At 46.3% G+C, this 20,325-nt stretch carries 13 protein-coding genes; 1 reads left to right on the top strand and 12 read right to left on the bottom strand.

All coding sequences use genetic code 11. The annotated features are described in order from the left end of the window. Window positions 1-3 precede the first annotated feature (3 nt). The 6 genes from DXD65_RS14290 to DXD65_RS14265 all read right to left on the bottom strand — a co-directional run bounded on the left by DXD65_RS14290 (window position 4) and on the right by DXD65_RS14265 (window position 8,133). Window positions 4-1,770 carry a DUF6057 family protein gene (locus DXD65_RS14290; RefSeq protein WP_057281326.1) on the bottom strand — a complete coding sequence of 589 codons (1,767 nt, stop codon included), beginning with the start codon at window positions 1,768-1,770 and terminating at the stop codon, window positions 4-6. A 50-nt stretch (window positions 1,771-1,820) separates the two neighbouring features. After that, entirely contained in the window at window positions 1,821-3,296 is a 1,476-nt protein-coding gene (locus DXD65_RS14285) for a TolB family protein (protein WP_005834836.1), read from the bottom strand. 3 nt (window positions 3,297-3,299) lie between these two features. After that, on the bottom strand, window positions 3,300-4,751 hold the full coding sequence (locus DXD65_RS14280; RefSeq protein ID WP_117887750.1) for a DUF6057 family protein: 1,452 nt from the start codon (window positions 4,749-4,751) through the stop codon (window positions 3,300-3,302). After that, window positions 4,723-5,337 carry a DUF4369 domain-containing protein gene (locus DXD65_RS14275; RefSeq protein WP_057254005.1) on the bottom strand — a complete coding sequence of 205 codons (615 nt, stop codon included), beginning with the start codon at window positions 5,335-5,337 and terminating at the stop codon, window positions 4,723-4,725. Before DXD65_RS14275 ends, DXD65_RS14280 begins: the two co-directional genes overlap by 29 nt. Before the next feature lie 79 nt (window positions 5,338-5,416). Continuing rightward, window positions 5,417-6,544: a Rid family hydrolase gene (locus tag DXD65_RS14270; RefSeq protein ID WP_117887749.1), complete on the bottom strand. Its 1,128-nt coding sequence runs from the start codon at window positions 6,542-6,544 to the stop codon at window positions 5,417-5,419. Between the two features lie 260 nt (window positions 6,545-6,804). After that, complete coding sequence (locus DXD65_RS14265; RefSeq protein ID WP_117749629.1) at window positions 6,805-8,133, bottom strand: VapE domain-containing protein; 1,329 nt, start codon at window positions 8,131-8,133, stop codon at window positions 6,805-6,807. A 359-nt stretch (window positions 8,134-8,492) separates the two neighbouring features. Here DXD65_RS14265 and DXD65_RS14260 point away from each other — a divergent pair, with 359 nt between their 5' ends. After that, window positions 8,493-9,134: an HU family DNA-binding protein gene (locus DXD65_RS14260; RefSeq protein ID WP_005834825.1), complete on the top strand. Its 642-nt coding sequence runs from the start codon at window positions 8,493-8,495 to the stop codon at window positions 9,132-9,134. A gap of 320 nt (window positions 9,135-9,454) precedes the next feature. Here DXD65_RS14260 and DXD65_RS14255 read toward each other — a convergent pair whose 3' ends face one another. From DXD65_RS14255 to DXD65_RS14230, 6 genes are all read right to left on the bottom strand, one after another. Next, on the bottom strand, window positions 9,455-10,177 hold the full coding sequence (locus DXD65_RS14255) for a hypothetical protein (RefSeq protein WP_005825006.1): 723 nt from the start codon (window positions 10,175-10,177) through the stop codon (window positions 9,455-9,457). A gap of 70 nt (window positions 10,178-10,247) precedes the next feature. Beyond that, entirely contained in the window at window positions 10,248-11,105 is an 858-nt protein-coding gene (locus DXD65_RS14250; RefSeq protein WP_005834823.1) for a hypothetical protein, read from the bottom strand. Window positions 11,106-11,131: 26 nt separating this feature from the next. Next, on the bottom strand, window positions 11,132-12,901 hold the full coding sequence (locus DXD65_RS14245; protein WP_005825008.1) for a RagB/SusD family nutrient uptake outer membrane protein: 1,770 nt from the start codon (window positions 12,899-12,901) through the stop codon (window positions 11,132-11,134). Window positions 12,902-12,913: 12 nt separating this feature from the next. Then, window positions 12,914-16,162 carry a SusC/RagA family TonB-linked outer membrane protein gene (locus tag DXD65_RS14240; protein ID WP_005825009.1) on the bottom strand — a complete coding sequence of 1,083 codons (3,249 nt, stop codon included), beginning with the start codon at window positions 16,160-16,162 and terminating at the stop codon, window positions 12,914-12,916. Window positions 16,163-16,567: 405 nt separating this feature from the next. Further along, window positions 16,568-18,265 carry a glycosyl hydrolase gene (locus DXD65_RS14235; protein ID WP_057254000.1) on the bottom strand — a complete coding sequence of 566 codons (1,698 nt, stop codon included), beginning with the start codon at window positions 18,263-18,265 and terminating at the stop codon, window positions 16,568-16,570. A gap of 67 nt (window positions 18,266-18,332) precedes the next feature. After that, entirely contained in the window at window positions 18,333-20,318 is a 1,986-nt protein-coding gene (locus DXD65_RS14230) for a hypothetical protein (protein ID WP_005834817.1), read from the bottom strand. Between the last annotated feature and the right edge of the window lie 7 nt (window positions 20,319-20,325).

Genomic DNA, 20,325 nt, shown 5'->3' with positions numbered 1-20,325 from the left:
ATTTTACTTTCTTAGTAGCAAATAATTCCAGTATGTACTGCCGAAACGCGCCTCCAACATCTGCCGGGCATTCTGCTGCGAGGTATATATCCGCGCAAATTCCGTTACATCCCGCACCACTTGGGGCGAAATGCTCCACGGCATACCCTGGAAGTTCTTGTGCGTCTGTGTCCATACATATATCAACGCCTCTTGATAGCTGCGGGGAATATGGTCGTAGCCGGCATGCTTACCCAGCGGATAGTACTTCATGAAACGTTCCAAATCACGTTGCTGCAGGACATAGGCCAGCATATACTCAAATGCCATCCGGTTCCGGTGGTTGTGCTGGTAAAGCAGCCCCAGCATGATGTCCGTTTCCTGGCTGCTGAACAAGAAGTCTTCCGTATAGCGTATCTGCCTTAACCAACCCCACTCCTTGTGGGCATTGATTTTTTCCTCATTATACAGATAGGTCATGGCATCCTCTGCCCAATCCCTGTAGAAGATTGTCTTCCTCAACAAACGCAGGTACTTGGCTGCCACTTCGTATTGCCCGTTTATCAGGTTCGTCTCTGCCAGACGCTTGAAGCAACGGCCACTCTTGTTGAAGTTAGGTATGGCCTCCATCGCCTCAAAAGTGAAACGCTGTGCCGTATTGACCATACCCAAATGATAGTATGCCTCACTGGTGGGCAACGGAGAAGTAAAATCACGCTGAAACTCCGGCAGCAGCCCTTCCGTCCCGTTCTGGTAAAACTCGAACATACGGTCGCCCATCTGTCCCGTCTTTCCCAAAGCAAGATTCAGGCAGGTCACGCCGAAAGGTGAAACCGGTGACTTCTCTTCTGCCTTTTCTATAATCTCCTGCCATTGTTTATTACGTACCAGCTGGTCATACTCCATCGCTTCCTCTTTATCCATATCGCAACCGGCCGCCACGTAGTAATAGCCGAACAATGTTACCGCCACCACTTGCAGAACTCCATAAAATACCGGCTTCTTCTTCAAAGCGGGCAAAGCGGACAGCAGGAAGGGGAGAACAACCAGTAATACGGCAAGCCCTATCTCTATCCAGGGAATCACTGCCGGGAAACGGTAATATCCTATACCACCCATCAGACGGTAAATGGGGAATTGTACCCACATGCTTGCCAATAGCGGACAACCGATACCCCACAATCCTACACCCCAGAACACTCCGACACCACCCCAGAAATTCTTACCTTTAAGATTCAACCGGAACTCGCGTACAATCACCCAGCCCATAAAGATGAAGTGTGCCGCACCCGCTGTCCAGTAAAGCAGCGGAAGGGCTATCAGAATGTATGCCACACGCTGCCACTTCCCTTTCAAATCTGCATACCAGCAGGATGCAGACAATGCTAACAGCAGAGCCACCGCCAATGACAGCATCGCATTTTCATCACCCATGAAATGCCACAAGACAATGATGGGCAGAAAACTCAGCGGATAATACACATCAGCCGCACCCTGCTCCTTCGCCAGTTTCCAAACCAACCGTTGCAACAACACGTACAAAAAAGCCAGAATACAAGCTCCCGCCCACACGTGATAATAGAACTGCGTCAGATACTCTGCGATATAATCGGCCAACCCACCGGGAACCACTATCCGTTCCCACCAGTAGTCGGCATCGAACAAGAAAAGCTGGAACTGCTCCTGATAGGAAATATGGGCCGGATATACGCTTCCCCAAAAGAGAAGCACCGCTACGCCAAAAAGTATCGACAACCCTATCTTCCAAGTCTTTTTCAGAAATAATAACATTTTCTATTTACAATTTATTATTTACAATTTGGTACTCTCTGTATGTCTTGTCATTTGAATTCCTCAGCCTTCAGTTGCCGGTTTATCCGCTTGATGGAAGAAGCATCAAAAGGAACGGGAGTAGCCGACAAATCGGGGATATTGTAGGATTTCAATGTCAAATCGTCTTTTTCAGGGTCCGACTGGGGTAGCACAAAAGGCTTATGCGCCTTCCCTTCGGCATCCAGATAGGCAAAATAAACCCGCCCGTACTGCCCGTCACCCCGCTTGCTGGCAAAGGCAAACCAACGGCTGCCTGACGACCAACTGTGATAAGTGTCCGAACGGTTGGAATTGACCATTGGCAGGGAATCGATGGCACCCGTCTGCAAATCCATCAGCTGCAATTCCGTCTCCCGGTGCCAAATGGGGAATGTTCCATAATCAGCAACGGTATAGAGCAGGTAGCGGCCGTCCGGTGAAGCTTTCGGATGACACACGGAGCCTTTCTCCAGCCGGGCATTCCAAAGGGTATCCACGCGGTCACCCCATGCGCCGTGATTGGCATCGAACGCAATGCGGCAAAGCGAATAGCGTAATTGCTGTACGCTGTCCGGCAATGGAACAGTCGGAGCTGAGCAGTAATATATCCATTTCCCATCGGCAGAGAATGTGGGAAAAGTTTCCAATACGGTGGAATCCGCCGTAAGCGGAGATAGAATCATCCGGTTTCCGTCAAAATCGGCGACAGCCAAATCGGAGACGGTATCGTAAACTTCCAGACGGCGGTTACTTTCCGTATGGAACATGGGAATAATCACATTAGACGAGAACACACCATACCGCCCGTCAGGATGGAAATCCCCGTAGACAGCCGCAGATATCATCTGTTCATTCTTCAAGGCAAGCTTACGGAGCTTGCCGTCACGGTTCAGGACAGTCCCCCCTCCCTCACCCCGAAGATGGAACATCGAAAGGTTGCCACTATTTCCTCCGTGCACATGACAGTTCATGCACTTGCCGTCTGTCTGACTGTTATCCGCCAAAATACGCTCTTCGAAATTCTCAATACAACGTTCACGTATCTGCAAGGTATTCCATACCTCATAACCGGGCTCTATCAGACGGTAACTGACATAGGCGTCAAGCTTGTCCGCCACTACCTGCCATGCAAAGGAAGGATAGCGCAGCCAGCGGCCGTCGGTACGGGCAGTAACAGTTACTTCCAAAGTATGTTCCTTCTCCGCTTCAAGCAATGCACGCCAAGCTTTCAAGGGGAATATCGCCTTGTTCCCGCGCGCATTTATCTCCAAGCTGTCCGATGCTCCCTTTACACTCACGCATACCGCATCCACCCCTTCATTCCGCACAAGGAAATTCAAAGGAGCCACATTGTAGGGAATGGTTACATCCTGATATTCCGGATAGAGCACCAATAACCGGTCTGCAGGCTGTACAGACTCCGGACGGGGACTGCAAGCATATAGGCAGTAGCACAGTAACAGCCCCACAACAACTTGTATATATTTCATATCTATGTTCATCATAAATCACTTCCCCTTTTTCATCGTAGCATAGTGGAAATAAAACCAATATGTTTTTCCGTATTTGGCTTGCAAAGGGGCACCATTACCACCATTCGCCTCGTACAGTCGGGTATAATCGCCAAATTCATCCAATACTTGAGGCGGTATATTCCATTTTTCCACTTCATCCAACGAAGCCTTTTTCCCGGCAAGATAGATAAGTAAACCTTCGGCATACAATCTGGAAGGAAACTTCTTTGCAGCAAACTCCCGATAATCTCCGGCGAAAGCCCCAATATCCTTATTCAGCAAATCAAAGCAGAGAAGGTAATCGCATGCCAACGTATTATCAGGATTGTTACGCAACAGATGACGAAGTGAAAGCGGAATGTCGGCAGAAGAACGCAAAGTATCCGTTGCAGGCAACAACAACCGCTTCCGTTCCAGCCATTGGCAGACTTCGGCCGTCTGTTTTCCGGGAATACGTCGTTCTGCCCAATCACGGTAACACATTGTCTTTTGCAGGAGACGAAGATATTTCATAGCCGCCGCCTCATCACCGTTCACCAGGTTGATTTCCGCCAAACGCTTGACAGCTCTTGCCCCGGTGTGGTGCGGAGAAAAAATCATTCCCAGAATGGCGGCATGTTCAGCCATCGTCATATCTCCCAACGCAAACCAGACTTCATTGGCTGCATAAATAGTGAGGTAGGTAGAATGGGGAGCCACGGGCAGAAACAGCCCTTGCGAAGCCGGTTGATAACCATCCATCAGCCGGTCGGGAAGTCGGTCCTGCTGTGCATTCAGCAAATTATAATAATAGGCAGTGAACGGAGAGCGGTATTCACCCTCCGCCAACAGTTTCCGTACTTTTTCCGAACGGCCGAAATACATTTCCGAATCCAACGCCAAAAGATATTCTCGCCCTAAATCGGGCATATTGTACCATCGTGACGACCAATCGCCACAGCCAAACAGCCAATAGCCGGACAATACCGCCAATATGCTTACCGCTAAGCCCGACTTCCACGAACGTCGCATGCAGCTACGACACAACAACAAAACACCTCCGATACCGGTTAAAGCGATTGTGCCGGAAAGCGGATAACTCAATCCGCATTGCCTTCCTGCCTCCCAAGCCACCGCCAACACCGTAGGAATCCACGCCCAACGTCCCATGTACGGGACCAACAAACGGAACACCACCACTCCCCAAAGCAACAGCACGACAGCCATTATGGCCGGACCACCCCCTTCGTAATAAAAGAATTGAGTGAGGAAATCTCCTGACAGACGTGCCAGAGCCGCCGGATGCCGCAGATACCCGGCCAATGGTTCGGTGGCAAGCAAAAAGAGTTGTGTCTGCTCCCGATGGAACAGATGATAGGGCAATATCCGGAAGAAAAAAAGGAACAACGCCAAAGCGCCGATTCCTGCCGCTCCCCATTCAATGTATTTCCTTCTGCAAGCTTTCATCCAACAGTTTTTGTTGTTCTTCCGTCAAGGAGCCACGCACCATCTTCCGCATGAATATTCCCAACGTATTGTTTCCCTGCTCTTTCAAAAACAGAAAGTTCGTTTCCTGCTCCTGCATCCTCAGACTGTCACGTATCTGTATCAGATGCAGTGAATCTTTTCCGGTGGCATTCCGTAGTCCCGTCCGGATGAAATGGTAAGCCTCTTGCTTCTTTTCCCTCCCCTCTTTCCATTTCTGAAGGGCATCATTTTGCGGAGTGCCCGTTACCGAGCCGACAGAGTCGGCCTTCACATGTATGGTTCCCGGCTCCGTCACCACCAGCAGTTCCTGGATGTAGATACGCAGCAGATGGCGCAGACGCAACACCCTCATCTCCTCCCCTTGTCCGGAAAAAGAAAAAGAGGCATTGGTTATCTTTACAGAATCCACCCGCCCCGGCGCATTCTCCATCGGCACGAGGTATATCCATTCCCCGTCGTATTTCAACGACGGCAACGTTCCTTCAATCACATAATTCTGTCCGGAATTTTCACAACTTGCCCAAAGAAGGCAACTGATACAGAAAAGCAAGATACGTGTTTTCATCCTTATACATTAGAATTTCAACAAAGGTAGACGTTTACCAACTGTCAGCCTAATATTCAATTAACCAAAGATAATATTTTTAATCAGAGATTTTCTTCACCGCCATACACTCCATTTCCACCAGCCACCCCGGACGACAGACGGGAGCCAACGTGACAACTCTCGGAATATCGGGAAAACGCTTGTCAAACATCTCTTTCACTACAGCATAGTCCGCAATATCACGCAGATAGACAATGATATGCCCCACATCTCCAAAGCCGCAGTCAGCCTCTTTCAGCAGAGCTTCCACATTCTCCCACATCCGTTCTGTCTGACGACGTACATCTCCGGCATACAGCACTTCCCCCCGGTTGTTGATACTCGCCGTACCGGAAATGAGCACTTGTCGGCGGTCGTCGTAATCCACCGCCGTTCCCCGTTCGAAACTGACTCCATACTCATAAGTGGGATTCAAGTGTGTGCGGGCATAGAGATATTTGATTTGTCCGGGCTTTAATCCCGCTACGGCAAAAGCGTCAAGCATCACCAATGCCTTCGGGTCGGCATGACGCCCACCGATACCGGTACTGGCAATATAGTGCGTGTTCTCCGTCAGGTTCTGGGTGACGAACATCTCATTACGTGCCTTCACAACCCCGGCATAATTGCAATCCACATTCTGCACAAATATCCAGGTACGCAGGCAATTGTCGGCCAGAGTACACCCTTCCTCCATCAGTTGCATGGCATAGTCGTTGAGCAAAAGACGCATCTGGTATTCCGAATTGGCGGCACGGTTGAAGCTGCCTCCCATCCAGAGCTGGCGGTAAGCACCGTGTTTCACTTCATACAGTCCGTTCGGCAGCACTCGTGTCTGCACATCGGTCTGCAGATAGGCCCACAAAGCAATCTTGGTACCATCCAGCGGAGGCTGTTCCACCACAGACAGCGCGCAATCGGAGCTTTCTGCCGTAGCGGCAAGCAACAGTTCCGCTTGGTTGGCGGCATCACTCAGGAAGTATCTTTTAAAAACCGCCACGGCTCCGGACAGTTCTTTTTTCAGTAAAGCGGCATACGCATCCAACACGACATTCATCTGCTCACGGTAGGTCTGTTTCGGGTCAGTGGCATGTATCATCACATGGTATTCCGTCACTCCGCCGGTCACAACAAATGCAGCCACTTCCGCCCTGCCTGAAGGATAAGAATATGATGTGTATTTCATATCATTAACAAGAGATTGTTTCAATCGCAAAGATAAGTTTTTTATCCGACAAGAAGTAGTGAAAATCGCAACTTTCGCTTGTTTTGTTCTTATAAAAAAGTTACTTTTATAGAAATCTATAAAATATACAGTTATTATGAGCGAAAATATTTATCCCATCGGCATCTACAACCTGAATTAATAGGAATCTATGTCAATCCGTAATGAGACTATAAACCGGCTTTCTCTTCCTTCACCCCTTCACCTTTCGCATTATTTCCCTATCGTTCAACCCTTTCCGGTGAAACTTCTTTTTTCCTTCTCACCACCTCGTATACGTTGCCGTACTTCGTATGCCGGCGTTTCAGTCCCGCCCGCAACAGCACCGAGCCGAACTGCACGGGATTGCTGCCACGCATCAGGGCGGGATGCGTTTTTTGCAACTCGTCAAAGATGTCGGCGGCAGTCAGGTCGATGCTCTTCTCCGCCGGAAGCGGGGCACGGAACAAGCTGCGAACCGCCTCCTCGGCAAGGCTGACACGATAGAAAGCCTCGTTGTGCCGTTGCAGTTCCTCCTCCTCCGACTTGGTGAACCAGCTGCGCCGCCCGGCAATGAGTTCCGCTTTCAGTTGGGCAAAAATCTGGTCGTGCTCTATGCCTATGCAGTCGATGTTGTGCTTCACCTCGATGCAGAGGAAGCGCCGGCTCCCGGTGGGGTCGGTCAGCAGGTCGAACCGGTTGCTGGTGCCGATGAACGAAGCGATACGGGGCAGTTGCCTGAAGTTCTGCTGATAGGCCTTGCGGATGTTAAGTACCGACATCTGCATCAGATTTTTCAGTAAGGGCATTTTGTTGTCAGCATACTTGTCGAACTCGTCCATATTGAGCAGCCCCATTTCCGCCAGCATCCTCTCGGCTTGTCCCTGCGAGGTCAGTTTCAGGTTGTCGGTGTAGTAGCGTGCCAGCACGTCGGGCATCAAGGCACGACAAAAGCTGGATTTCCGTCGTCCCTGCTCGCGGCTGACGAGAACGGGAGCCACGCTGTTGGCATGCAGTCCGGACACGCCCATCCATTGCGAGGCAAGTCCCAGCATCCAGGTATGGAATCCCCGCACCCAGTGAGGCCGAGAAGAGACGCGGCAGGCAAGCGCAGTCAGCCGGTCCTTGCCGTCCCAGTCGGGCAGTTCGTCCATATAGAGCAGGAAGGGATGGTAGGCAGGGATGTAAGTGGAATAGACGTATCGGTTCAAGTCCTTGTCCCAGCAAGGAATACCTTCGGCATGGGCTTCGATGCAGAAAGTGTTCAACTCGCGCTTGCCCACGGGGGTGAAGGCGGCAGAGCGTTGTCCGGCGGGGCGGAACTCGGTTTCATCCGTCAGCAGATTATAGCGAAAGTCGTAGCGCGAAGTGAGGAACTCCTCGATGTCGCCGCTCAGTGCAGTCACGGTGCTTGCGGCTTTCGCGCTCCGGCGGCGCTGCTCTTCCCGCTCCTTCCAGTTTCGGTCGGTCGTTTCTTTTTGTGCGTGTTTCAGCCTTTCGGAAAAGGCTATCAGTTGTCCCGCTTCCTTCAAGAGCCGGTGTTGCTGCAAAGTCATCAGTTTTTTCTTCATAAATATTTTTTATTAAAATGATTATTGGGAGGTTTCGAGGAAGGGAATCATCCTTTCTTTCCTCTCGCCTCTTCGCCAAAGTTACTGCCTGCCGAGGGCGTTTTGCAAACCATTCTCCGCTTATTCTTCAAAAATCATTCCTGCCGACAAACATACTTATTTATGCTTCGGAACCCTTTATTTTCAGTACCTTTGCACGGTTCTTTATAAGTGAACGCCCCGGGTCGTCCAATCGACTGACTTAGGTCGTTCAATCGAACGACCCGGGTTATTCGTTCGGCCGACCGGAGTCGTTCACTTACAGGAAGACACTTCCGAGGGAAGAAACAAGTATGTTGAACGCACTAAAACCTATTGATATGGCAATACTATATGACTGGTACGAGAATCCGGGCACTAATGAGGAAGCCCCTGAAGAGAGAGGCCTCCATCCCCGCCCGTTGCTCAACGGGAAAGTAACCATGCGGCAGCTCTACAACCGCGTGCATGCCCGCAGCTCGCTCACGGTGGGCGACGTGATGAACGCGATAGACTGCCTGGCGCAAATTTGCGGCGAAGAACTGCGCGACGGCCACGAGGTGCACATCGAAGGGCTGGGCTACTTCGCCCCCACCCTGGAAGCCACACAGAAAGTGACCCGCAGCACCCCGAACAAGCACCTGAAACTCCGGCTGAAAAGCATCAGCTTCCGTCCCGACGTCAGGCTGAAACAAGCGATGACGGGAGTCAATGCCATCCGCAGTAAATACACCCGCCACTCCCTGAAGCTTTCGGAAGTGGAGATAGACATGAAGCTGAAAGAATACTTTGCCGACCACGACGTGCTGATTCGCAGTGACTTCCAAGCGCTCTGCGGCATGGCGCGCACCACCGCGAACGTCCACCTGAAACGGTTGCAGCAAGAGGGCAAGCTGAAGAATGTGGGGAAGCCCACGCAACCCATCTACCGGGCCATGCCGGGATACTACGGCGTGTCGCGCGATGCAAAGGCGGGGCGATGAGGGTGGAAAGCGGTTTCACCGGGAAAGCCAATGAACAGGAGGATGGGAGAAGGAGGTGAAGGAGATGCAGGGATAAAAAGAAACATTCTGCGCCCTGAAATCAGGGGTAATACAAAAAGGAATGTGAATTGCATCCGGAAAGGCAATAGAGAATGAATGCGAAAAGGCGAATCTCACGACTCGCCTTTTCCTGATTTAACCATTAAACAATTGTACTATTCGGTTAATGCATTTACAATTATCCGATGTTACGGGCGACTAATAAAGTCGGGGGGTAACGACAACTGCTTTGAGTTGAATAATTCATTTATAGATTATTCTTAAAGTGCCTTTTTAGAAAACACAATGGAGAAGAATGACGCAGGAACTGTGAAAGTCCTACCAGCAGAAAGCGGTTGTCTAACATTTCCATACTCCAAATAAATATAATTTCCATTGGTAGCACTCAAAGATTTTATAGTGTATGTGCCTGGCTTAATGTAAAAGTAATGAGCACCGCCTATATGTCCGGTATAATTAAAGATACCATATTCTTTTTTGTCAGAATCAACCAACACCCCACCGCCGTTTGTCTCTATTCCATACACTTTCATTATATTGTAACCTACTTTGGAAGGAGGAACATTATCATCAGTACCCGATGCTTGAACAATACTTGGAGTAGAGATTGTTCCTATATAATTTAAAGAAATATAGCCACCTCCTGTCACTTCGAAAATTGTACCAACCGTAAGTGCGCCCCAATTAGATTGTGCTGTACAATCCTCTAAAGCGACCACGCGGTAAACGCCATAAGCCAAGAAATAACAATATGGAGCAGCATTTGGGGTAGTAGTTCTCAAAACATACTGTTGACCACTTTCGTCACAAACAGTTATGCTTACGGCTACCGAAGCGTCAGCACCTCCTATCGGAAGTACAACCCGAGCATATCCGGTTGGTGTGGGAGGTACATTACTATCCATTGTATACGGTCCCAAAACATCCGCTTTAACAAAAAGAGCACAGAAGAACAGTAATATCAAAAAGAAAGTTCGTTTCATTGTTGCATTTTTTTAATTAGTAATAAAAGTATACGAGTGGTCGTTACCCACCCGTACCTTTCAATATTAACTATTTTTTCTTGAAGTTCCAGAACCATGCCGTACCCCAAGCGCCAGCACCGGGTTCAGGAGCACAAAGACGAAGTTCATCTTCTGTAATCTTCAAAATATGATACTCATACTGACGTGCATTTCCTTGATTCGGCTGTATACCTAACAATGGAATAGTACCAGAGAACTCCATAGTACCTACATCCCAACCGGATTGCACCACATCTTCTGACACCTTGACAGAACCACTTTCACCACGACTTGTCTGAACACCAGTCAAACTAAGTGAGAACCAACCATTTAATCCATCATCAGGCAATCCTTTTCCTACAGCTTGTTCATCAATTTGCCCTCTACCGTTTCCGACATCTCCCACAGCATCACAAATCCACCAACCGGGGCCGGTATTGCCGAGATAACCTCCATTACCCCAACAACCGTCTGCAGCTTCTGTATTCCAGACCCAAGTGGTTGTTCCATAACCACCGTCCGGAGTTGTGCCGAATACATCAGCATAAATAGCGGGAAGATCTGTATACTCCGTTACTGCTATTGATTTGGAAGCCGATTTTGTTATGGAGCCGTCCGAATTAATGGTTGTTACATATACTTGCAATTCTTTATTAGGAGGAGCTACTTGAACCGACGGAGCCGTACCTTCTGCCAACTTGATATCAGACGTAGCATCATAAACCTTCACATAACGTGACGGAGTAGGAACAATCTGAATGTTGTTGTTTCCCTGGTTCTTGGCCACAAGTTCAAAAGTAAGATTTTCCGGTGTGACATTGGGATCCGGACTGATTTCATCCACTATCGGATCGCAAGCCACCAGCAGCATTGCAAACAAAGGTATTGCGAATAATATCTTTTTCATATCTTTTTTCATTTTAAATTCATATTCTATTCTTGCCAACCATTATACTCAGCACTTGCATCCGTATAACCCTCATTTTGTTCTACCTTTCCTTCATTCAGGAGGACTTGGTTTTCGGGAATCTTCTGGAAACCTGCCGTAGCCTTATAACGTGCGGCATAACCACCGTTCTGCGCCACATTACGGCTTTCAGCCCCATTTGTATAAACCTTTGCTCCCGTCTGTCTTTCAAGGGCATCGGCAGCAATATGCCAACGGCGAATATCGTTCCAGCGAGTACCTTCAAAACATAATTCCCAACGGCGTTCATTCTGCAATGCAGCCAACGAATATGTACCAATAGGTTCAAGTCCGGCACGACTACGCACTCTGTTTATACCGGAAACATCTTCCTTCAATTCAGACTGCATCAACAATACATCCGCAAAACGAATCAAAACCAAATCATGAATAGAACCGGTTTGCATCAGATTATCATTAATCCAGCCGTCGGCACCATACATTATCTTCTCAAATACCGGCTCAATCGTTTTATTTCCAGCCGCATCCGTACTATAAGCCATGATAGAACCTATTTTCATCTGATAATAATCCGTTTCTTGGATAAAGCCGTCACCACCACCTTTATTATAACTCGGCATATCCTCCGTCTTGAATACGGAGGCCGGACGACGGGCATCATCTTGTTCTGCCACACTCCAATCATTATAAAAATTGGGAGCTACAGGACCGGCACCCCATCCTTGTCCGAAGGGGAAAGAATTGGCCTGATCATTGCCACGTACACCAAAATGCAGAGCATAACCGTTACCATAACCGATAGTAGTGCTCCAAGATGCAAGTTTATTATATTTAATGGCAAACATGGATTCGGGATTTACCGCTGCATCATCTTCTACCCACTTCAATCCCTGACCGGCAGTAAACGGAAAATCTTCTACCGTACATTTATTGGTATATGCCCACAAATTACGAAACTCAGGAACAAGACTATAACCAGAATTATTCACACAATCATCAATATACCCAACCACATCCTGCTTGGTCAAAGTTGTCCCATCAGGCAAATCAACTGAAGTCAACGGACTATAGTTCGTACTAACCAAATCGTTCAGAGTTTCACCATTGCCATACATACCAGTATAATACAACCAAGCACGTCCTAACATAGCTTCAGCCGTATATTTATCAACATGCCCATCCGACTTGCGAACAGCCGGCATATTTGCAGCCGCATCGCGAAGATCCTGCAGAATCTGCCCCCAGATAACAGCGGCAGTCGGAGGAGTAGTATCTTCGGGCAACAAAGCAGTAATCACCAAAGGTACGCGCCCATACATGGAAGCCAACTCGTAGTAATAAAAAGCACGAAGGAACTTGGCTTCGCCCTCAGCCTGCGCTCTTACTTCCGGATCCATTTCAATACCAGCAAGAGCCTCCAACAACGTATTGGCACGGTTGATTCCTTGATAGCGAGCCACCCAGTAGTCCTGCGTAGCATTTGTACCCGTATTACAAATAAGGTCCAAAGATTGCATCAACTTATCATTGGGACCACCACCACCCAACATATCATCGCAAGCCAGCAGAGAATTATACAAGAAAGACTGCTGTGGAAAAGCATTGACATTATTCAGGTTCTGATATATGGCAGCTAAAGCCTGATTGGCATCTTCAGCCGTTTTAGGAAAATTGGTCGTATCTTTTTCCGTCAGACTCATCGAGTCCAAGCTACAAGAAGCAAACATTCCTGCTATCATCAAAGCTGCACCTATTAAATATGCTATTTTTTTCATCGTGTATCAATTTTAGAATTTAACATTAACACCTACCATATAAGTACGAGGTTGAGGATAGTTACCTACATCAACACCGGTTACCCACGGTTCTTTGTCATTGAGGGCTCTACCATTCTCCGGATCCATCCCTTTATAACCGGTAAAAGTAAATAGATTCTGTGCAGCAGCATACACACGAAGTTGCTGGAACGGACAGTTCTTCCAAATTCTCTTGAAATCGTATCCTATAGTCAGATTTTGAATGCGAACATAGTCGGCATCATCAATATAAATATCTGAAATGGCCTGGAAATTCTGTCCACTATTTCCCGGCGCAAGCAGCGGATATCTGTTTGAGGTTCCTTCGCCATGCCAGTAATCGTAAACTTCTGTCGTATAGTTTTCATACTGTCCATCTGAGAACTTTCGCCAAGAGCGAGCTACCTGTGCACCAAAAGCGCCATAGGTTGTTACAGAGAAATCAAATCCTTTATATTCCGCACTTAACGTAAGACCCATTGTCACGTCAGGATGAGGATTACCCAAATCAGTCTTATCGTCATCATTAATCACCCCATTTCCATCAACATCCACAAACTTCAAATCACCCGGTTTAATACTTGCACCTTGCTTAGAGTTTGCCGCATTTCCTTTACAATTCTGGTCAAGATATGCCTGCAAGTCATTCTGGTTCTGAATGACACCATCCGTCTTATAACCATAAAAATAGCCAATAGGATGTCCTTCTTCCATACGGACAAACCGACCCGTACTTTGAGCCAACAAATCATTACCGCCTTCAATAAAATGATTGGCGTTATTAACCTCCGTTACTTCATTCTTATTATAGGCCATATTGACATTCACCCCATACTTGAACTCCTTACCAATCTGATCTCTCCAGCCCATTGAAAGTTCAAGGCCAGTATTCTTTACCGTACCAGCATTTTGATATTGAGTAGCGAAACCGGAAGCCGCATTGGTACCCACTTCCACTAACAAGTCTTTCGTCTGCTTGCTATACCAGTCCATGGTAAAACTCAGACGGTTATCCAAGAAACGGGCATCAATACCGATATTGGTCTGTTCTGAAGTTTCCCATGTCAAATCGGGGTTAGCCAAACGATTCGGGTAAGCTCCGGTTGTACCTCCATTCTTATCCGAGCCAAATGTATAAAGACCATAATCGCCAAACTCGTAACCGGCACGCCAATTTGAATTAGGGATATTGTCATTACCATTCTGTCCCCAACCAGCACGGACTTTCAAGAAACCAAGCCAAGAAGCAGTATTCTTCATAAAAGCCTCGTTTGAAATAACCCAACCAGCAGAGAATGATGGGAAATATCCCCATTGATTGCCTTTCGCAAACTTAGACGAGCCATCGGCACGAATGATAGCAGAAAACATATAAGTTTCCTTAAAGTCATAATTCAAACGTCCAAAATAAGACATCTTAGAACCATAATCCGAGGGATAACCATTTACTGTAGCAGTAGCTTTACGTTCTGTATTATGCAAATAAGCATGTGTAAAGTCACCAAAAGCACTATTATAACCGGTTGCCTCTACTGATTCGCCATAAGTTGGTCTTGATTTAGAATACTCTGTACCAGCCAAAACATCAAAATGATGTAAGTCTGTAATATCAAACCGATAACTCAACGTATTAGTCAAACTCCAGTTCCAACCCAAAGACACGTTATTTATCGTTTGGTCTTTATCACGGCTATCTCCCTGATTATTAATTTGGTAAACGGGAAGATATGAACGCCATGAACTTGACCATTGTTTGTAACTAACCTGACCTTTATAAATAAGATTCTTAAGTGGTTGTACTTCCAGATATGCCGCTGTGTTCAGATTAAAATTCTTATTCTTATTATTCCCAGCCTGATTATATACCATGTGAGCCATCGGATTAGAAGCATATGCAGTATAATCAAGTATACCATTAGCACTCGTTCCAAAATTCTTCAAATCATCATACATGAAGAAATCACCATTTTCATTATATACAGGAATCAGAGGAATAGCACGCAAAGCATTAGAAAGGTCATTCGAATATTGATTACCTAACTGCACACCTTGATTCTGTTTGTGCTGATAATATATATTCTCACCAAACTTTATCACATCCACATCTCCCTTACGATATATCACATGCTCAGAATTAATGCGGAAAGTAAAACGACGATAGTCAGTCTTCACCGGACCACCGAATGCACCATCCTGATACTGATAGCCTATACCTGTCGAAAATTTGGAGAATTCAGAACCACCTGTTACATTCAACGCATGATTAGTAACCACAGCATTTTTATTCCGGAATTCTTTTACCCAATCTGTACCAGGATTGGTACCATTCTGATAAGCAGTCAGCAAATCAGCATCTACGAATTTTGACCAATCATACGGTTGGCCTCCATTATTATAGGCCACTTGATCCATTACCGCCATATATTCTTTGGCATTCAACATATCAGGCATCTTATATATATTTGCCCAACCTATGTTTCCATCATAAGATACAGAAACCTTTCCTACCTTACCCTGCTTCGTAGTAATAAGGATAACACCGTTGGCACCGCTCGAACCGTAAATTGCACAAGATGCAGCATCTTTCAACACGTCAATACGTTCAATATCGGCAGGATTCAAGGCGTTAATATCGCCACCGGCTACACCATCAATAACGTAAACTGGAGCTGTATTTCCGTTAGTACCAGCACCACGAATATTAATTTTAAACCCATCACCCGGCTGACCGGAAACGGCCTGAATATTTACACCCGGAGACTGGCTTTGTAAAGCGCCCAATGCCTGCGTAGTATTTAATTTTGCGATGTCTTCGCCTTTTACCTCAACCGTAGCACCTGTCACCAGTTTCTTCTTCTGTACACCGTAACCCACTACGACTACTTCATCCAACAATTCCGTATCTTCCTTTAGCTGAATCTTGAAACTAGTCTGGTTACCTACCACTATTTCTTGCGGCTGATAACCGATAAAAGACACAACAATCGTTGCTCCCGGCTGAACATTCAATGTGAAATTACCGTCAATGTCGGTAATGACACCATTTGTGGTTCCTTTCTCCAATACATTGGCACCGATGACCGGTCCCATTGCATCTGTTACAGTACCTGTGATTTTTTTTGCTTGCTGCACAGCATCTATTGCATCGACCGATGCGGCGAAAAGTTGCGGAGTATAAGTCAGGCTGACAGCCGAACAGATACCCACGAGCAGCGCGGTTCTTCTGAAATTTAAATTCATACTTGTATTTTTCTTAGATTAATGAATTGGTATTGCCTGGCGGCATCTACCGTTTAATATAAGGTTAAACTTCTCTTTTTGAGGAAAAATTAAATATACCTTATTCTATAAAGTGGTTGGTATACATATCACTCCTTTCTCATAGGCATTTTTCATTTCATTAGCGGTTAAACATTATATGATTATTATCAAATTTTAATTAGGCTTGACAAAAGTAGACTTTTAGCAGCAAACCTTATAATACTATTTTATCAAATAACGACACTCATTTAACATCCATTACTATTTTTCCTAAAAAGTATAAAGCATGAATTCTATAACCAACAACTAAAAGCTATAAAAGACAGAAAGGGTTGCCCCGATACTAACCAGAGACAACCCTTTCTATTTTATTATTAAAAATTGCTATTCCATAGAAGGAAGCTCTTCACGGGAAACAACAAATTCCTGGCTCATAGCATCCTTCCACCATGCTTCATCAGCATGGACTACCGGGCTACCATCCTCATTTGTCCCGTCATACCACGGCATGAACCAACTCCAACGTGCACCAGATGCCCATTGTTCGGAAATAAGTCCGACCGTACCACATTCACTCAGCGAAACAATCTTGTTTCCATAATTTTCGGCAATGGAAGTATATTCTGAAACACAATCTGCAGTTTCCTTATTATAAACATCACGTCCCACGATGTCTACATATTGATCTCCCGGATACCAATCGGCATCATTGCCCTCGGTAGTCCAAACCCAGATAAGATTATCCAATCCTTCAGTCTTGAAGTAATTGAACATAGCAATCCACAGAGATTTAAAGCTGGCAGCATCCTTACCCCACCAGAACCAGCCACCGGCTGCCTCGTGGAATGGACGCCACAATACCGGAATATCCGCATCTCTCAATAGCTTCAAGTAAGCGGCAGCATTTTTCAAATCTTCGGTAAACACCTTGTTTTCCCAAGTGCCTTCCACTGTGGCATTGGCAGCATCAAACTCCGTATCTGCCTTATAAAAGGCATAATCCTTATTCGGGTCGAGAGCTGTACCGTTATTTTCAAGATAAACAGCAACTGCTGTATAATCATGTCCACCAATGATGAGACCACCTTCTTGCAGGGATTTCAAAACATCTTCGGTAATCACCAATGTATAGTCCCCGGATATGTCAAAATAATCAGTTCCTGAAGCAATCTCGCTCCAACCACTGTTTTTGAACGAACCTTGTGCACCCGCTGCCACATCCTTCACAGCCACGCGTATCACCTGACCCACTTGTGCATCAGCAAAGACAGCTTTTGCAGCATCATCCGTCATCTGTACATTTCCACTCCAATCACCCGGCATTACTGTCTCTCCTTCCCATATTTGGGTAGAAGAAGCTTCGCCTACAGCTTTCTTGGGTACATTCCAATGCCACATGGCAGCTACGATGCCACCTTTGTCAGACCAATCCTTAACAGGAGTAATGTCACCGTAATTAATCCAGTCTGCTCCAGCTACAGATGCCGGCAGATGAACATAGTCGAAACAGTTGATAGCCGGATATTTTCCAGTCCATCCATACACCTTTTCGGACATTTCCGTATTCCAGGCAACATTGGCCATCATAGCTGAAAGTGTCTTCGTCTCAAAATTATCCAGTAGATAATTGTACAGTTTCACAGCTTTGGCCGAAGTGGCAGCAACCAGCGTCTTGTCCAAAGCAACAGTAGAGAACTGAACCGATACAGCCGGAGCAGGCATCTGGTTCGGTCCGGTTACTATTCCCTCGGGGATAGAGAGAGAACAAGCCGTCTCTCTCCCGGGAACATTCACTTTTACAGTCAGTATATTGCTTGCGCCAAGTACATCGGCACTTATCAGTTCACCACCGGTAAACTTGATTTCGCTCAGATTGTCTGTTGCAAAGAATATATTCTTGTCATATTTCACCTCAATAGTGATTTCTCCCGTTTTCACTTTGGCTGCTCCACTTTCAGGAGTAGTAGACACCAATACCGGTGCATCCACTGCTGGGATATCATGATCGACATCAGTATCGCAGGAGGCAAAAGTAAAAGCTGCTATCAACGAAAGCATCCATTTTATATTCAGTTTCTTCATCTTAATTATGATTTTATTTCATTCTTAATCAGGGCATCCATAGTCACATTCTTCAAGCCACAATTCATCAATTTACAATCGTTATTTTTGTAAACGTCAAATCACTGCCCTGAATAATGATACCTACATTTGTCTGGTCTTCACAATCTCCTTGTTTAGCTTGAATATTATCAAGTATCTCCTGAGTCAACGTCAACTCCATCACACGGCTCTCGAAACTCCAGCCGTAAATGTCTGTCGGTACCATAGTCGTATCAAACAAAGAGAAAGCTATGCCACTCCAATCGCCATAGTTAAACTGAGCCTGTGCCCAAGTCTGGTCTTTCTGATCGAAATAGACTTTCATGACAGTGCCTGCCGTTACCTTGGCAAAAGATACAGCCGGTACCAACACACGTCCTCCATCACCCCAACTAATATCGAGCGGACCAGCCCAAACTGTTTCTTCATTAGCAACCACAAGAACATCATAAGCAATTTCACCATTTGAAGAAATCAGTTTCAGACTATAAGTTCCATTCAGTTCAGCCGGTACATTCAACATCAATACCCCTTTAGCCGCATCATTGATATACTGGACTGAAGCCTCATTCAGCAATACATTTGTCAGTTTATCAGCATTAACAATCTCAAGTTCCACAATTCGTCCCCGAACCAATTTGTCAGGCAATGCCGGCAAATAGGCGCATACCGGTTTCTCTATTGTCAGAGACGGTGCTTCCACAAATTCACCATTGGCCATTTTCAAAAGTAAGGCCCCAGTTTCGGCAGTTGTAGGTACAGTCAAAGAAATGGCAGTAGCAGTGGCATCGGATACGGTAACCTCCACATTACCACTGAATACAACAGCCGAAACTACATCCATATTTACTCCTTTGACAGTCAAAGCCTCTCCTGCCGGGACTGTCGCCGCACTATAAGAAATGTTTTCCGGCTTTGCCGTTGCAATAGATACGGCAGTTGCTTTTCCACTATTTGTATTCAATTGCAAATCACCACTAATAGCCGCAGCCGGCATCAAGACCTTTATTTCAGTCGAGTTTTGTGATTCCAATCCTACTGCTTCTTCTACACCAGGGAACGTTACATCAGTCACCAAATCCATATTGGTACCTTTCAAGGTAATCATATCTCCACCACGCAAGTTCACAGCAGGAACAGCCACTACGTTCGAAGGCGTAGCTACTACAACAGTAGCAACCACAACTTTTACATCCGAAGCAGGAAGTACCGTAATTTCTCCGTCCGAGACATTATCCGGCAATGTAAAAGTAAGTTCATCTCCTTCGGAAGAGGCAGTCATCGTAAATTCAACTTCATCCCCATTCGGCATCTGCACTTTCTTCACCAAATCAAAGTTTTCACCAGAAACTCGAATGACATCCCCCGGCTTCTTATCTACCAGGTCGAGTGGAGCCTCTACCGATGGCAAAGTAACCTCCAGTTCCCCTTCAGAATAAATCCAATTGGGGATTTCAGCTCCATCAGACAAGATGAACTTACCGGTCTGAGCAGAATCAGGAACAATAACTTTAATCTCCTGACGGCTTTGACTGACAAACTCATCAGCAGGCACTGTTACCTCGTCAGCAAATATCACTTCTTTAATCAAATTCAAATATTCACCAGTAATGGTCAATTCACTACCAGGCTTTACTTCTGCCGGTGCAAAAGCCTCCAAAGCAATCGGCTCCGTAAATGTCAACTCGGTTTTTGTTGTAATATCCCCTTTCGGAGTCTTCAAGACAACCAACCCCGGCTGGGCTGTCTGAGGTACAGTGACACGGATTTCCGTATCACTGACTACTTCGATGTCTGTTATATCGTCGCAACCGGGAATAGCGACCGCAGTCACTTTATCCATGCCACTGCCTAGGAAACGGAGTACACCGCCGCGGGATACGGGACTCGGTCCGAATACATTCAGACTGATTCCCCCTTTATATTGGTTGGTATCTTCATCATCCCCATTGTCGCAGGCCGTAAACGTCAAGCAACTGAAGAGCATCAGGCACATCATCCACAGTGCCGGAAATTTATATGTTTTATTCATATCAGTA

Source organism: Bacteroides sp. 4_1_36 (assembly GCF_003466325.1).
GTDB lineage: Bacteria > Bacteroidota > Bacteroidia > Bacteroidales > Bacteroidaceae > Bacteroides > Bacteroides uniformis.
This window is presented reverse-complemented; position numbering and strand designations above follow the sequence as displayed.

Bases quoted from the DNA above. Each gene is read 5' to 3' on its own strand.
- DXD65_RS14290 (WP_057281326.1), bottom strand. From the start codon at position 1,770: ATGTTATTATTTCTGAAAAAGACTTGGAAGATAGGGTTGTCGATACTT.
- DXD65_RS14285 (WP_005834836.1), bottom strand. From the start codon at position 3,296: ATGATGAACATAGATATGAAATATATACAAGTTGTTGTGGGGCTGTTA.
- DXD65_RS14280 (WP_117887750.1), bottom strand. From the start codon at position 4,751: ATGAAAGCTTGCAGAAGGAAATACATTGAATGGGGAGCGGCAGGAATC.
- DXD65_RS14275 (WP_057254005.1), bottom strand. From the start codon at position 5,337: ATGAAAACACGTATCTTGCTTTTCTGTATCAGTTGCCTTCTTTGGGCA.
- DXD65_RS14270 (WP_117887749.1), bottom strand. From the start codon at position 6,544: ATGAAATACACATCATATTCTTATCCTTCAGGCAGGGCGGAAGTGGCT.
- DXD65_RS14265 (WP_117749629.1), bottom strand. From the start codon at position 8,133: ATGAAGAAAAAACTGATGACTTTGCAGCAACACCGGCTCTTGAAGGAA.
- DXD65_RS14260 (WP_005834825.1), top strand. From the start codon at position 8,493: ATGGCAATACTATATGACTGGTACGAGAATCCGGGCACTAATGAGGAA.
- DXD65_RS14255 (WP_005825006.1), bottom strand. From the start codon at position 10,177: ATGAAACGAACTTTCTTTTTGATATTACTGTTCTTCTGTGCTCTTTTT.
- DXD65_RS14250 (WP_005834823.1), bottom strand. From the start codon at position 11,105: ATGAAAAAGATATTATTCGCAATACCTTTGTTTGCAATGCTGCTGGTG.
- DXD65_RS14245 (WP_005825008.1), bottom strand. From the start codon at position 12,901: ATGAAAAAAATAGCATATTTAATAGGTGCAGCTTTGATGATAGCAGGA.
- DXD65_RS14240 (WP_005825009.1), bottom strand. From the start codon at position 16,162: ATGAATTTAAATTTCAGAAGAACCGCGCTGCTCGTGGGTATCTGTTCG.
- DXD65_RS14235 (WP_057254000.1), bottom strand. From the start codon at position 18,265: ATGAAGAAACTGAATATAAAATGGATGCTTTCGTTGATAGCAGCTTTT.
- DXD65_RS14230 (WP_005834817.1), bottom strand. From the start codon at position 20,318: ATGAATAAAACATATAAATTTCCGGCACTGTGGATGATGTGCCTGATG.